Annotated in this window: 10 protein-coding genes, 3 tRNA genes and 1 pseudogene; 2 read left to right on the top strand and 12 right to left on the bottom strand. The window is 37.5% G+C overall.

All coding sequences use genetic code 11. The annotated features are described in order from the left end of the window. The 3 genes and pseudogenes from ACFIKJ_RS02140 to ACFIKJ_RS02130 all read right to left on the bottom strand — a co-directional run. A pseudogene (locus tag ACFIKJ_RS02140) lies at window positions 1-76 on the bottom strand (elongation factor Tu); the annotation flags it as partial. Window positions 77-256: 180 nt separating this feature from the next. Further along, window positions 257-330: transfer RNA gene (locus ACFIKJ_RS02135), tRNA-Gly, on the bottom strand. Between the two features lie 31 nt (window positions 331-361). Continuing rightward, a tRNA-Tyr gene (locus tag ACFIKJ_RS02130) sits at window positions 362-445 on the bottom strand. 205 nt (window positions 446-650) lie between these two features. On the opposite strand from ACFIKJ_RS02130, the gene ACFIKJ_RS02125 reads away from it, so the two are divergent. Beyond that, entirely contained in the window at window positions 651-1,481 is an 831-nt protein-coding gene (locus ACFIKJ_RS02125; protein WP_375625965.1) for a TrmH family RNA methyltransferase, read from the top strand. A gap of 3 nt (window positions 1,482-1,484) precedes the next feature. Here the strand turns inward: ACFIKJ_RS02125 and ACFIKJ_RS02120 are convergent, their stop codons facing one another. The 6 genes from ACFIKJ_RS02120 to ACFIKJ_RS02095 all read right to left on the bottom strand — a co-directional run bounded on the left by ACFIKJ_RS02120 (window position 1,485) and on the right by ACFIKJ_RS02095 (window position 7,458). Next, the gene (locus tag ACFIKJ_RS02120; RefSeq protein WP_375651534.1) at window positions 1,485-2,210 is read right to left on the bottom strand and encodes a rhomboid family intramembrane serine protease; all 726 of its coding nucleotides are present in this window, start codon (window positions 2,208-2,210) and stop codon (window positions 1,485-1,487) included. Window positions 2,211-3,089: 879 nt separating this feature from the next. After that, window positions 3,090-3,515, bottom strand: coding sequence for a DUF2155 domain-containing protein (locus ACFIKJ_RS02115; RefSeq protein WP_375625183.1), 426 nt, complete (start codon window positions 3,513-3,515; stop codon window positions 3,090-3,092). A gap of 89 nt (window positions 3,516-3,604) precedes the next feature. Further along, on the bottom strand, window positions 3,605-4,003 hold the full coding sequence (locus ACFIKJ_RS02110) for an NADH:ubiquinone oxidoreductase subunit NDUFA12 (protein WP_375624962.1): 399 nt from the start codon (window positions 4,001-4,003) through the stop codon (window positions 3,605-3,607). Between the two features lie 181 nt (window positions 4,004-4,184). Then, the gene (gene gatB / locus ACFIKJ_RS02105; RefSeq protein WP_375624963.1) at window positions 4,185-5,684 is read right to left on the bottom strand and encodes an Asp-tRNA(Asn)/Glu-tRNA(Gln) amidotransferase subunit GatB; all 1,500 of its coding nucleotides are present in this window, start codon (window positions 5,682-5,684) and stop codon (window positions 4,185-4,187) included. A gap of 128 nt (window positions 5,685-5,812) precedes the next feature. Continuing rightward, complete coding sequence (gene tig, locus ACFIKJ_RS02100; RefSeq protein WP_375625960.1) at window positions 5,813-7,240, bottom strand: trigger factor; 1,428 nt, start codon at window positions 7,238-7,240, stop codon at window positions 5,813-5,815. A 135-nt stretch (window positions 7,241-7,375) separates the two neighbouring features. After that, window positions 7,376-7,458: transfer RNA gene (locus ACFIKJ_RS02095), tRNA-Leu, on the bottom strand. Window positions 7,459-7,592: 134 nt separating this feature from the next. Here ACFIKJ_RS02095 and trmFO point away from each other — a divergent pair. Continuing rightward, window positions 7,593-9,005, top strand: a complete 1,413-nt coding sequence (gene trmFO / locus ACFIKJ_RS02090) for a methylenetetrahydrofolate--tRNA-(uracil(54)-C(5))-methyltransferase (FADH(2)-oxidizing) TrmFO (protein ID WP_375625958.1) — start codon at window positions 7,593-7,595, stop codon at window positions 9,003-9,005. A 986-nt stretch (window positions 9,006-9,991) separates the two neighbouring features. Here the strand turns inward: trmFO and ACFIKJ_RS02085 are convergent. The 3 genes from ACFIKJ_RS02085 to clpX all read right to left on the bottom strand — a co-directional run bounded on the left by ACFIKJ_RS02085 (window position 9,992) and on the right by clpX (window position 14,386). Next, complete coding sequence (locus ACFIKJ_RS02085) at window positions 9,992-10,270, bottom strand: HU family DNA-binding protein (protein WP_012231443.1); 279 nt, start codon at window positions 10,268-10,270, stop codon at window positions 9,992-9,994. Between the two features lie 231 nt (window positions 10,271-10,501). After that, window positions 10,502-12,928, bottom strand: coding sequence for an endopeptidase La (lon, locus tag ACFIKJ_RS02080; protein WP_375653317.1), 2,427 nt, complete (start codon window positions 12,926-12,928; stop codon window positions 10,502-10,504). A gap of 183 nt (window positions 12,929-13,111) precedes the next feature. After that, window positions 13,112-14,386: an ATP-dependent Clp protease ATP-binding subunit ClpX gene (clpX, locus tag ACFIKJ_RS02075; RefSeq protein ID WP_273723371.1), complete on the bottom strand. Its 1,275-nt coding sequence runs from the start codon at window positions 14,384-14,386 to the stop codon at window positions 13,112-13,114. Between the last annotated feature and the right edge of the window lie 136 nt (window positions 14,387-14,522).

The raw sequence follows: 14,522 nt of genomic DNA, 5'->3' as shown, positions 1-14,522 counted from the left end.
TCTTCCCATGATCAACGTGACCAATCGTACCAATATTAACATGCGGTTTTGTTCGTTCAAACTTGCTCTTCGCCATCGCTATTAATCTCTTGTTTTATTCCCTATTTTTGTTAGCACCTAGGGACAGTCCTGCAAAACTCAATCCGATTAGGCTGTAACCAGCTCAATCACCACAACTCTTAGACGGAAAACCCCACCCAATCTATAAATGGAATATCCTCCATCATACCTATTTGCCCAATCACCAACAACTATTTGGAGCGGGTAGCGGGAATCGAACCCGCATATTCAGCTTGGAAGGCTGCTGCTCTACCATTGAGCTATACCCGCATGACTCACATACAAACTCTCCTTCGATGAATGGTGGAGGGGGTTGGATTCGAACCAACGTAGCATACGCAACGGATTTACAGTCCGCCCCCTTTAACCACTCGGGCACCCCTCCATTACACCGGTAAAGTCGCGCAATGAGACATTACGACAACCATCTTGAATACCCATTCAATTCAATCTGATTGCGAAGTGGTTATGACGATTACTATTGTATCTGTCAACAGAATAAATACAATTCTGTACAAATTTCCTGCTCATAACTTTAAATCATAAATTTTTTCTCTCTATTTTTCTTATTAACACGCTATAAAGAAGCTATGAAAGAAAAAACATCACAAAATTCTCATTATGCTCGTTTACGTCGCCGATATCGCGATACAAAAAGCTCTTCTTCTCGATCTTTTACACACCTAAAGAAGAAAGCTGCTTCTTTACACCAAGGGATAATCCATCTTTATGGCATTCATTCTGTTCAGGCAGCTTTAGAAAACCCAAAAAGAATTTTAAAATGTCTTTACGTTACACAAAATGCCTTAAAACGATTAAATATATCCGAATCAGATTATCCTTGCTCTGTTACATTATGCACCCCCAAATATCTTGATTCGCTTGTTGGAAGTGAGGCTGTTCATCAAGGTATTGTTTTGGAAACTCTCCCCCTCAAACCATGCAAACTGTCGGAACTAACCAATACTGATCTGGTCATTGTCATGGATCAAATTACTGATCCGCATAATGTTGGCGCTATTATGCGCTCTGCAGTCGCATTGAAAGCTAAAGCGCTTATTACAACTTGCCGTCACTCTCCCCACGAAAACGGTGTTCTTGCAAAAGCGGCATCTGGAGCTCTGGAAATGATTCATTATATTACCGTACGAAACCTCGCTGAAGCTCTTCAAGAACTTCATCAAACAGGTTTTACAAGCTTTGGTCTTGATTCAGAAGGGCACAAACCTCTAGAAACAGCATTAACAGGGAATAAAATTGCTCTTGTTTTAGGAGCAGAAGGTAAAGGTTTACGTAAAAAAACACGTGAAACCGTTTGCGCTTTAACACGCCTTGATATGCCTGGAAATATTAAATCATTAAATGTTTCAAATGCAGCAACAATAGCGCTTTATGTGGCACATAAATATCTTAGATTCTAGTTTTTATTTTTTTTGTGAAACATCAAAAAAACCAACCAACAAAAAACCCGCAAGAAACCCGCCAATATGAGCTTCCCATGCTATTGAGATGCCATTTTCTTCAAACAAAATAGAAGAAATACCTATGATAAAATCAGCCATCAGCCATACACCCATATAAACGAGCACCCCCTTAGAACACAGAGCTTTTTTAATGGACAATAAAGGTCCCAAAAGTTTTTCGTTCTGCGCATTGACAGCTAGATTACCACTAGGAAAACCGTAACGTGCAATAGCACCCATCATTCCAGATACGGCACCTGACGCCCCAATAAGTGATATGGTACTTTCTTGATGAAATGTAAAATAAGTCAAAACAGAAATAACTGCCGTTAACACCCAAAAAATTAAAAAACGTAAAACACCAAAATGCCTTGCTAAAGGAGAGCCAAAAACCAAAAGCCAAACCATATTAAGAGCAACATGTTTAAAACTACTATGCATAAATGAATAACTCACCATGGTATAACAGAGTGCTACAGGATCCCTCTTAAACAATGCTGGTATAAATGAAAAAAACTCAAGACTTTCAGTATAAACCTGATGAGAGAAAAAATACTGAGAAATGCAATAAAGACAAAAACAAAATGCTATCAAAACAACTATAATAAATGGAACATTCAACAAGGGTTCTTTAGGTTGTTTCGGCAATCGGGAAACATCATTATGTTGGTGACTAAAAACTTTCATTGTATAAAATCTCGTATTTTTCAGAAAATGGGTTATTCTTTATACAAAATAAATATACCACTCCCAGTGATACAGAATCTTTTCAACGCCTCTTCGGAGCCCCTTTTTCAATAGCTCTACATGAAAACACGTGTATTTTATACAAAAGATTTTAAAAAGCATGGATACCAAGAATATGATTTACAAACTTAGTGGTATCCTGCTTACTTAAATGTGAAGTTATCATACAATACACAAGAACTTACGAATAGATAAACTCACTTATGAGGTGGTGTATAATCAAAATATATAAACATTGTTTTCTTACTAGAAATATATTGATCATTGCATTTTTTAACTAAGCTATACTTCGATTGATAAACTTTAAATAATCTTAAATCTCAATTTTTCCATTAATATAGCTTGCATTGCTTCTACTCTTTGAATGAAAAACGACATCTCTATGAGAAAAAACTACCAACACAGCTTTCTCTAGATATACTCATTGGTGTTTCATGATGAATTACTCTCTTGATAGCCTTTTTCCCTCATAAATGCAAAAGCGTCAGTCCATCTCTTTAACAAATATAAACAAGCCTTTCATTTCAACCTCTAACAGATATAATTCAAGAACTGTCTCCTATGAAACACTGAAAAAATACGTTGGTTCTAATGATGCATCTTTGAATTTAAACAGTTCATGAAGGAAATTTTTATTCCTTATCTTAGAGAATCTTATCTGCACATCCGCCACTTGTAATGCGCAAGAGAATAATTTGGATTAATTCAATATAGAAAAATTTTAAATGAGAAAATCATAGGAATTTGAACCTCCTATTAAGTTGTAAAATGATAAATGACCATTATAAATCAATGTATTATAAATAGATAACACACTCATCATTGAAGAGGAAGATCTTGAGAATTCTGCTTGCAATCCTTTAACCACACATCATAAATAGGATGCTCAACAGCATTCAAACCAGGACTATCTGCAAACATCCATCCTGTAAAAATACGCCGTATTTTTTTATCTAATGTCACTTCATTGACTTCAACAAAACCAGTTGTACGCGTTGGTTCATCTTTAGAGCTCGTATAACACGCACGTGGTGTTACCTGTAATGCACCGTACTGATAAATTTTACCAAGAGTAACTTCAAAACGTGTGGTCCGCCCCGTGATTTTGTCAAGACCTGCAAAAACAGCAATTCCATTGCTAATACGTTCAGCACGCACCCCATTATTTAAGGATAAAAACACTAAAATTCCCATTAAAAAAATATATATAAAATGCCTCACCCCTAACAATAAAAAAAATCTCATCATATCAAAATTAATCGCACCTTAAAAAATAATTCTTTTCATAACATAGATTCAAATAAGACAAAAATATACGAGCGCATTAAAACATTTTATTTTTTAGGTGACCACGCATCATAATCTTCATGCACACAAGAACGCTCTCCACTGGAGGTGATAGCCCCCTTTGGTCGATAGCTCTCACTTGTTCCTGTCATATTTGCAACATGGGGCTTTTCCCATTCATAAGGATGATAATCCTCCTGTGTTGGTGGAGAATCACAGCGATGATGAATCCAGCCGTGCCAACCTGGTGGAATAGTAGAGGCCTCAGAATAGTCTTTATAGATAACCCAACGGTGCGGATAACCATCCTTATGAAGTCCCCCTTCATAATATATATTTCCAAATTGATCTTCCCCTATCCGCTTACCTTTGCGCCATGTGAAAAAACGCGTACCAATGGTATTGCCATTCCACCATGTGAAGATTTGCTTAAAAAAACGAGCCATCTGCTATTCCATTCATTTAGTGCGCTCATGAAATTAATCGTTGGAATAAAACTGTTAACGATTGAAATTACCGAAAAAGTTACTAGGAAATTCAGCTACAATTCCAATTGATAGGATAACGTGCTATCCCTTAATTTCAAGAAGATATCATATGTATGGCTTCTTCTCCACCCCATAAAATTTAATCTATGCCAAGTTTCATCTTAACCAATTCATTAACAACTTGAGGATTTGCCTTACCACCTGTTGCTTTCATTACCTGTCCAACAAACCAACCAGCTAGAGCGGGTTTCTGTTTTGCTTGCGCAACTTTATCAGAATTATTAGCAATGATTTCATCAACGGCTCTCTCAATTGCCTTTGTATCCGTCACCTGCTTCATATTTCGCTCTTCTACAATTTGGCGTGCATCTCCCCCCTCATTCCAAATAATCTCAAAAAGATCTTTGGCAATTTTTCCAGAAATAACTCCTTCTTTTATGAGATCAATAATGCTTCCCAATTGATTTGGCGATACTGGTGACTCTTCAATCTCACGATTATCTTTATTTAAAGCCCCTAAAAGGTCATTAATCACCCAATTGGCAACCATTTTTCCATCACGCCCACGCGCTACTTCTTCAAAATAATCAGCAATAGCCTTTTCCGTCACAAGAATGGAAGCATCATACACTGTCAATCCCATTTCCTTAACAAAACGTGCTTTTATAGCGTCAGGCAATTCTGGTAAGTCTTCTGCCAAAGCATCCACAAATGCCTGATCAAATTCTAATGGTAAAAGATCAGGATCAGGAAAATAACGATAGTCATGTGCTTCTTCTTTTGAACGCATAGAGCGCGTTTCACCTTTAGCCGCATCAAAAAGCCGAGTCTCTTGATCTATGACTCCTCCCTCTTCTAAAATTGCGATCTGACGACGCGCTTCATACTCAATTGCTTGACCAATAAAGCGAATAGAATTAACGTTTTTAATTTCACAGCGCGTTCCAAAATTTTCACCAGGACGACGAACAGATACATTGACATCTGCACGCATAGAACCTTCATCCATATTGCCATCGCAAGTGCCCAAATAACGAACAATCGTACGCAATTTTGTCATATAGGCTTTGGCTTCATCTGATGAACGCATATCAGGTTTGGAAACAATTTCCATAAGAGCAACACCAGAACGATTAAGATCTACAAAAGACATCGTTGGATGTTGATCGTGCATCGATTTTCCAGCATCCTGTTCAAGATGCAACCTCTCAATTCCCACTTCAATATCTTCAAATTGGCCATTCGAATCTGGACCAACAGATATGATAATCTTTCCCTCTCCCACAATGGGATAGCGAAATTGAGAAATTTGATACCCCTGCGGTAAATCTGGATAAAAATAATTTTTGCGATCAAAAACAGATTTTAAATTAATATGCGCCTTTAATCCTAACCCCGTTCGAACCGCTTGACGGACACATTCTTGATTAAGAACAGGCAACATACCTGGCATGGCTGCATCAATGAGTGATACATGATTGTTCGGCTCTGCACCAAATTTGGTTGACGCTCCTGAAAAAAGTTTCGAATTTGATATGATTTGCGCATGAACTTCCATGCCAATGATGACTTCCCAATCACCTGTAACTCCAGAAATAAAACGCTTAGAATCAGGAGTACGCGTATCAATGATGCTCATTGCCAATCCACTACCAATATTTTAAAATACACTCATGGCTTATCTAAAACCATTCTCTCAGTGCAATCATAGGATATAAATCTTACAAAAAGCCCGATTCTATCGGGCTTTTTCTGTTTGCATAAATATTAAGCTTTTTTAGGAGCCTTTTTCTTAACTGATGTTTTCTCTGTAGAGGTTTCTTTCACTGCAGATTTTTTCTTTGCCGGCTTTTCTTCAGGGACATCTGATTCGTCATATTCTTTCATCAACTCTTCAACCGTCACTTCTTTATCTGTGACTTTTATCTGTGCTAATAAATGATCAATGACCTTTTCTTCAAAAATTGGAGCACGTAGATTTTCAACAGCTTCCGGAGTCCTGCGGAAAAAATCCATAATCTCTTTCTCTTGTCCAGGATACTGACGAACCTGATCAAAAACGGCTGCTTTTAGCTCATCCTCACTAACTTTAACACCAACCTTCATTCCAATTTCAGAAAGCACCAAACCAAGACGAACACGACGTTGCGCAAGGATACGATATTCCTCCCGTGCCTTTTCTTCTGTAATACCTTCATCTTCAAAACTGCGCCCAGCCTTTTTCAAATCATCATTAACCTGAGCCCATATATTGTTAAACTCAATCTCTAAAAGTTCTTCAGGAATCTCAAAATTATAATCAGCATCTAAAGCATCAAGAATTTGACGCTTAACTTTTTGACGTGTCACTGAACCATATTGGCTCTCAATCTGTCCACGAACGACCTCACGTAAGCGATCCAGAGACTCTAAACCAACTTTTTGTGCTGCTTCATCATCAATTTTTAATTCATCTGGTTTAAAGACAGCTTTGACAGTAATGTCAAACTCTGCTTCCCGTCCGGCCAAATGTGCTGCACTGTAATTATCAGGAAATTTAACAAAAATCGTTTTTGCATCCCCAGCTTTCACACCAACCAATTGCTCTTCAAAACCAGGAATAAATTGTTTTGACCCAAGAATCAGTTGTGCATCACTATCTGCCCCACCTTCAAATGGAGCGCCTTCAAGCTTACCTTGATAATCTATGGTAATACGATCACCTTCTTCAGAAGCCCCCTCTTTTAGGGAATAATTACGCGTAGAAGAAAGGACGCGATTGATTTGATCATCAATATCCTGTTCAGGAATAGTTGCAATTTCACGGATAACCTTAATATGTTCAAAATCTTTAATTTCAATTTTTGGTAAAACTTCATACTTTAAACTAAAAGTAAAATCAGCTTTGCCATCTAGAATTTTTTCATCTTCATCTATATCAATTTTCGGCTGCATCGCTGCACGTTCATTGCGATCTGCTAAAATAGACCGAGGCGCATCACTGAGTATCTCATTGAGAATCTCCGCCATAAAGGATTTACCATACATTTTTCGCAAATGCCCACTAGGCACTTTACCGGGACGAAAACCATTAAGCTTGATTTTTCCCTTGGTATCATCCAATCTTTCATTCAACTTTTCTTCTAAATCTTTCGCTGGAACCACGATCTTAATTTCGCGCTTCAGTCCTTCATTAAGCGTCTCGGTAACCTGCATTAAACACCTTCATTTTCCTAAGGAGAGGGATAAACCCACTCTAATAATCATTACATTCTAACACTTCGAGTGTTACATTTACCATGAAGCGGAATTTCAGACACGTAGAAATCCGTAGCACTTAAGGGATTGCTTTGGTGCGGATGGAGGGACTCGAACCCCCACGGTCTCCCGCCAGAACCTAAATCTGGTGCGTCTACCAATTTCGCCACATCCGCTCAAACTTACAAGCTAATAACCTTATACAAGCGGCGTTTCTATACCATTAATTACAGAAAAAAAGCAAACAAATATATTAAAAAAAACAAAATCTATGCTTTTCATACATAACTGCTTACGCTAAAAGTCAATTATGTTAAAGACATTTGATATCCCAATTCATATCATCGGTGGCGGTCTTGCGGGGTGTGAAGCAAGTTGGCAAATCGCTCAGTCAGGAATTTCTGTTGTTTTGCATGAAATGCGACCCGAAAAAAAATCAGATGCCCATAAAACCGATAATTTGGCAGAACTGGTTTGTTCAAATTCATTTCGTTGCGATGATTCATTAACAAATGCCGTAGGGCTTTTACATGCTGAAATGCGATTAGCGAAATCGTTAATTATGAAAGCTGCTGATGCCAACAAAGTTCCCGCAGGTAGTGCCCTTGCTGTTGACCGTGATGGATTTTCAAAAACTGTTACGACAGCACTCGAAAACCATCCTCTTATAACAATCAAACGTGAAGAAGTTCAAGAAATTCCTAAAGCTTGGAAACATGTTGTCATTGCAACGGGTCCCCTTACATCGCCTGCACTTGCTCAAGAATTACAAGCAATAACCGGTATAAAAGCTCTTTCTTTTTTTGATGCGATTGCACCTATTATCCATACCGATAGTATTGATATCAACATTTGTTGGTATCAGTCTCGCTATGATAAAATTGGTCCTGAGGGAACAGGAAAAGATTATCTTAATTGTCCCCTCAACAAAGAACAATATAAAACATTCGTTGAAGCATTAAAAAATGCTGAAAAAACAGAGTTTCGTGACTTTGAAAAAACGCCCTATTTTGATGGATGCCTCCCCATTGAAATTATGGCTGAGCGCGGACTTGAAACGTTAAGACACGGTCCTATGAAACCTATGGGCTTAACCAATGCCCATAACCCTACAGTTAAACCTTATGCTGTCGTTCAATTACGCCAAGATAATAAACTTGGAACGCTTTACAATATGGTCGGCTTTCAAACAAAACTGAAATATGGTGAACAAATTCGCATTTTTAGAATGATTCCCGGTCTTGAAAAAGCAGAGTTTGCGCGTCTTGGTGGTCTTCACCGCAATACCTACCTCAACTCGCCAATTATTCTTGATCAAACCCTTCGTTTAAAACAAAAAAAACAACTACGCTTTGCAGGACAAATTACCGGATGTGAAGGTTATGTAGAATCAGCGGCAATAGGGCTTCTTGCTGGACGTTTTGCTGCTGCCGAATATCATCATATTTCCCCTTGCCTACCCCCACAAACTACAGCATTCGGAGCCCTTTTGAATCATATTACGGGGGGACACATCATAGATGAAAAAGCAGAAACACAGTCCTTTCAGCCAATGAATATCAATTTCGGACTCTTTCCCCCTATTGCTTCTATTAAACATTCAGGAAAACGCCTAGCAAGTAAAGAAAAAAAATTAGTAAAAAAACAAGCCATAACAGCGAGAGCTCTCAATGATTGTACTCAGTGGTTAGCAGATAAAGAATCAAAGAGTTTCTGTTTATAAAAAACACACGATTCGCTTCTCATCTACTGATATGACTCTCGTGAAAAAATCATTCTAAAGCCTTTTAATGGCTGTCTCTCCCAATCAATAAATACTACCTACGTTTCATCATTTATTCAATTATGTAGGTGCTTGTAAAATAACTTTTGGCTATAAAAAACCTTTACCGCTACCAACAATTTATATGATTTAATAACTAAAAATAAAATAGATGGAAAATACACAAGCAATACTGTACTATCTCTATTGATTGATAGTTTTTATATTATGTAATGTAATTAGTTTATAGAAGAAAAACGCTCGCTTGCATATCACAAGTGAAATAAAGATATGGAAAAAATATTTGTAGGATAGAGCTTGATCTGTCTCTTCCCTCTTAAATGCCAAGAAAAAACATAATATTGAAAGTGAAATCTGATTATCATAAGATTCTTTCATTTCAGATTCTCTTATAATAAATCGATAAAAATTATCCTCTTGGTGCGTCACAAGCAAGCTTGGCGTATAAGTAAAAGAATAAAATTACCCCTTATGCACTCGTCTCAGATATTGAGGGCTAGTCGCAACATTATAGGAACTGAGAAAAATAGTACAATGGCACCAATATGCGCTTTTATTAAGCATAAATGGTGGTATATAATAACTTTTATACACTTCACAGAGTTTTTTGCCTCATACTATTTACGGGTCTTATTTTTGAAATAAACACCGTAACACTTCAGCGTAATAAAAGTTAACATTACATTTTATAACCCATACCAGTACTTCACTAATACAGTGCAATATTTTATTGAAATGTCTAAAAACAATATATTTTAAGCTGACAGTACTTTATACAACACTTAAAATCATTTTCAAAAATACCAGCAATAAATGAAAATAAAAAATACCGCAAAGATCTCAAAATATTATATAAAAAACACGCATAATACATGTGTAAAAAAAACCCGCTTATAAATAAATCGGGTTTTTTAATGTCGCTTAAATTATTTTTTATTAACTGCTTCTTTAAGGCTTTTTCCTGCAGAAAATTTGGGTACAGAACGTGCTGGAATATCGATTTCAGCACCAGTTGAAGGATTACGCCCCTTTGTTGCAGCACGATGAGAAACTTCAAAAGAGCCAAAACCAGGAAGACGAACATCTCCTCCTGAAGCCAAAGCTTCTGTTACAGAAGCCATAAAAGCATCAACAACAGCACCAGCTTGCGCTTTCGAAACACCTGCCTTTTCAGCAACGGAGCTAACCAATTCACTTTTATTCATAAAATATTTCCTTTCCCTATATTACCTGACAACATGACTTAATCATGTTATTGGTCAGTTTATTGAAAAGTACAACAAACAGAAGTCTTATTTTTATCCAAAACATTGTTTTTTTAGCAATAATCACAGTTATTCACGGAATTTTTTACTTTTTCCAACAAAAAACAGAATAATAACCTCAACAACGCCTTCTGCCACCTAAAAAATGTCGTTATAAATGAGATAAGTGAATCAGTGTGCAATCTGTATTCCTTCACTATCACTGCTCTCTGACCGGATTGGGACAGCCACCGTAGAGGGTTCTTTCCATTCAATAGTGTCTGGAAAACGAACCAAAGCATGTTTCAAAACTTCACTCACATGATTTACCGGAATAATTTCCATATTATTTTTGACATCGTCAGGAATATCAACCAAATCTTTTGCGTTTTCTTCAGGAATAAGTACTTTTTTTATCCCTCCTCGAAGAGCTGCTAGGAGTTTTTCTTTTAATCCACCAATTGGTAAAACGCGTCCACGTAAAGTAATTTCACCAGTCATTGCAATATCTTTATGCACAGCTACTCCTGTAAGAACCGAAACAATTGCTGTCACCATTGCAATCCCAGCAGATGGGCCATCTTTTGGCGTCGCACCCTCTGGAACATGAACATGGATATCGCGTTTTTCAAAAAGTGGAGGTTCAATACCAAAATCAACAGCACGAGAACGTACATAAGATGCTGCCGCTGAAATGGACTCTTTCATAATATCACGTAAATTTCCAGTTACAGTCATCTTACCTTTGCCGGGCATCATAACTCCTTCAATGGTCAATAACTCTCCACCAACTTCTGTCCACGCAAGGCCTGTCACAACACCAATTTGATTTTCTCCTTCAATCTGATTGTAATGATAACGTTTAACACCCAAGAAATCATGAATATTATTTTCTGTAACTTTTACAGATTTTTGATGCGTTTTGAGAATTTTTGTAACAGATTTGCGGGAAATTTTCATGAGTTCACGCTCAAGGTTACGAACGCCTGCCTCACGTGTATAAAACTGAATAATTGACCTTAGTGCTCCATCAGAAATACTAAGTTCTTTTTTAGACAAACAGTGATCTTTTAGTGCCTTTGGTAAAAGATGCTGTTTAACAATTTCCATTTTCTCACATTCAGTATAACCAGCAATACGAATAATTTCCATACGGTCCATTAACGGACCTGGAATATTAAGCGTATTGGCAGTTGTGATAAACATGACATCAGAAAGATCATATTCAACTTCCAAATAGTGATCAATGAATGTACTGTTTTGTTCAGGATCAAGAACTTCTAATAAAGCGGATGAAGGATCTCCACGAAAATCTTGTCCCATTTTATCAATTTCATCAAGCAAGAAAAGCGGATTAGATTTTTTTGCTTTTTTCATAGACTGGATAATTTTTCCAGGCATCGAACCAATATATGTTCGGCGATGTCCGCGAATTTCTGCTTCATCCCGCACGCCTCCCAATGAGATACGAACATACTCACGCCCCGTCGCCTTTGCAATAGAGCGCGCTAATGATGTTTTCCCTACACCAGGAGGACCTAACAAACAAATAATGGGACCTTTTATCTTTGATGCTCGACTTTGGACGGCCAAATATTCAATAATTCGCTCCTTAACTTTTTCAAGACCGAAATGTTCATTATTCATGACCTTTTCAGCAAAATCTAAATTGTTTTTAATTTTAGATTTTTTACCCCAAGGCATTGCTAATAACCAATCAAGATAGTTACGTACAACAGTCGCTTCTGCAGACATAGGAGACATATTCCGTAATTTTCTCAATTCTGCCCCAGCTTTTTCCTGCGCTTCCTTGGATAGTTTTGTATTCTTGATGCGTTCTTCTAATTCAGAGAGTTCATCTCGGCTATCATCACCTGCGCCTAACTCTTTTTGAATAGCCTTCATCTGCTCATTGAGATAATATTCTCGTTGGTTTTTTTCCATTTGCCGTTTAACATGCGAACGAATACGTTTTTCAACCTGCAAAACAGAAATTTCTCCTTCCATGAAGGACAGAACTCGTTCAAGACGGGCCCGTACAGGTAAGAGCTCTAATATTTCCTGTTTTTCTGCAAGTTTAATCATCAAATGAGAAGCAATCGTATCGGCAAGCTTAGAAGGATTATCAATCTGGCCAATCGCATTGACAACTTCAGGAGAGATTTTTTTATTAAGCTTTACATAGTTTTCAAAATAAGCAATCACTGACCTTGAAAGAGCTTCAATCTCAACATCACTCTCTCTAGGTTCTTCTGTAACAGTCGCATATGCCTGATGATAACCTTCACTTAAAGCAAATTGACTAATTTTTGCACGTGCAGTTCCTTCAACCAAAACCTTTACAGTACCATCAGGCAGCTTTAAAAGTTGAAGAATATTGGCAAATGTACCAATATGATAAATATCCTCTGATTTTGGATCGTCATCAGAAGCGTTTTTTTGTGTCACCAAGAGTATTTGCTTGTCAACCGCCATCGTTTCTTCAAGAGCACGAATTGATTTTTCGCGCCCCACAAAAAGTGGAACAATCATATGGGGGAAGACAACAATATCACGAAGAGGTAAAACAGCATAAACCCCATCTCTTACTTCATCTGTCTTTTCATCAATATATTGCATAACTCTCCTTTCTGGAGCCTATGAGCTATCTACAACAACCAGCTCACCTTTAGAAAACCTCAGCTCTTCACAATACATGAAGTGGTAATTACTCATACATAAATCAAGCATTATAATGATATTATTATAAACACCCATCAAATACCGTTCATTATCACCTTTTATATTGTGCATCGCACAATATCATGCTGATACATTTTCTTTATCTTCTGCACGTTCTGAGTAAATATAAAGAGGACGCGCTTTCCCATCAACGACATCACTCGAAATAACCACTTTTTGAACGCCTTCAAGAGCCGGTAGCTCAAACATCGTCTCAAGAAGGATCTTCTCCATAATTGAACGTAAACCACGAGCACCAGTTTTACGTTCAATTGCTTTCTTCGCAATAACACGTAAAGCATCTTCATGAAATGCTAATTCGACATTCTCCATTTCAAAAAGACGCTGATATTGCTTTACTAACGCATTTTTAGGTTGTGATAAAATTTGCATGAGGGCGTTAACATCTAAATCCTCTAAGGTAGCGACTATAGGAAGGCGCCCAATAAATTCTGGTATTAGACCAAATTTTATAAGATCTTCAGGCTCTAAATCACGAAAAATTTCACCGACACAACGCTCATCAGGAGCCTTAACGGTCGCAGAAAAACCAATAGAAGTTTTTTCACCACGTCCTGAAATAATCCGTTCTAAACCTGCAAAAGCTCCCCCACAAATGAATAAGATGTTTGTGGTATCAACCTGAAGAAACTCTTGTTGCGGATGCTTACGTCCACCTTGAGGAGGAACAGAAGCAATCGTTCCTTCCATAATTTTTAATAACGCTTGCTGAACCCCTTCCCCCGAAACATCTCTTGTAATAGAAGGATTGTCAGCCTTACGAGAAATCTTATCAACCTCATCAATATAAACAATACCACGCTGCGCACGTTCAACATTATAATCTGCTGCTTGAAGAAGCTTCAAAATAATATTTTCAACATCTTCACCCACATAACCCGCTTCAGTCAAGGTGGTCGCATCCGCCATCGTAAAAGGCACATCAATAATACGTGCTAATGTTTGTGCAAGATAAGTTTTACCACAGCCCGTTGGACCAACAAGAAGAATATTTGATTTAGCCAACTCAATATCATTGCTTTTAGACTGATGCGCCAACCGTTTATAATGATTATGAACAGCAACAGAAAGAACACGCTTTGCATGCTGCTGACCAATAACATAATCATCAAGAACTGTTATAATTTCCTGTGGCGTAGGAACACCATCACGCACCTTAACCCCAGAAGACTTATTTTCTTCCCGAATAATATCCATGCAAAGCTCTACACATTCATCACAGATAAATACAGTAGGCCCCGCAATGAGCTTACGCACCTCATGCTGACTCTTGCCGCAGAACGAGCAATAGAGAGTATTTTTTGATTCGTTCCCGCTATTGCTAATTTTGCTCATTTTTCTTTCCTTTCACCACGATATATGAATACTTTGCCTTTTCAAAGGAAGCTTTTCATCATGAAAACTAAAAGACATATAGAAAACCATGCATGTCTCAATCTTTTTAGGTGTTTGTCTTATTTTGCGATATTTT

Source organism: Bartonella sp. PS7NMGDW, assembly GCF_042193585.1.
In the GTDB taxonomy this organism is placed as follows: domain Bacteria; phylum Pseudomonadota; class Alphaproteobacteria; order Rhizobiales; family Rhizobiaceae; genus Bartonella; species Bartonella grahamii.
The sequence above is the reverse complement of the archived record's forward strand: the minus strand, read 5'-3'. Positions and strand labels throughout refer to the sequence as shown.

Bases quoted from the DNA above. Each gene is read 5' to 3' on its own strand.
- ACFIKJ_RS02125 (WP_375625965.1), top strand. From the start codon at position 651: ATGAAAGAAAAAACATCACAAAATTCTCATTATGCTCGTTTACGTCGC.
- ACFIKJ_RS02120 (WP_375651534.1), bottom strand. From the start codon at position 2,210: ATGAAAGTTTTTAGTCACCAACATAATGATGTTTCCCGATTGCCGAAA.
- ACFIKJ_RS02115 (WP_375625183.1), bottom strand. From the start codon at position 3,515: ATGAGATTTTTTTTATTGTTAGGGGTGAGGCATTTTATATATATTTTT.
- ACFIKJ_RS02110 (WP_375624962.1), bottom strand. From the start codon at position 4,003: ATGGCTCGTTTTTTTAAGCAAATCTTCACATGGTGGAATGGCAATACC.
- gatB (WP_375624963.1), bottom strand. From the start codon at position 5,684: ATGAGCATCATTGATACGCGTACTCCTGATTCTAAGCGTTTTATTTCT.
- tig (WP_375625960.1), bottom strand. From the start codon at position 7,240: ATGCAGGTTACCGAGACGCTTAATGAAGGACTGAAGCGCGAAATTAAG.
- trmFO (WP_375625958.1), top strand. From the start codon at position 7,593: ATGTTAAAGACATTTGATATCCCAATTCATATCATCGGTGGCGGTCTT.
- ACFIKJ_RS02085 (WP_012231443.1), bottom strand. From the start codon at position 10,270: ATGAATAAAAGTGAATTGGTTAGCTCCGTTGCTGAAAAGGCAGGTGTT.
- lon (WP_375653317.1), bottom strand. From the start codon at position 12,928: ATGCAATATATTGATGAAAAGACAGATGAAGTAAGAGATGGGGTTTAT.
- clpX (WP_273723371.1), bottom strand. From the start codon at position 14,386: ATGAGCAAAATTAGCAATAGCGGGAACGAATCAAAAAATACTCTCTAT.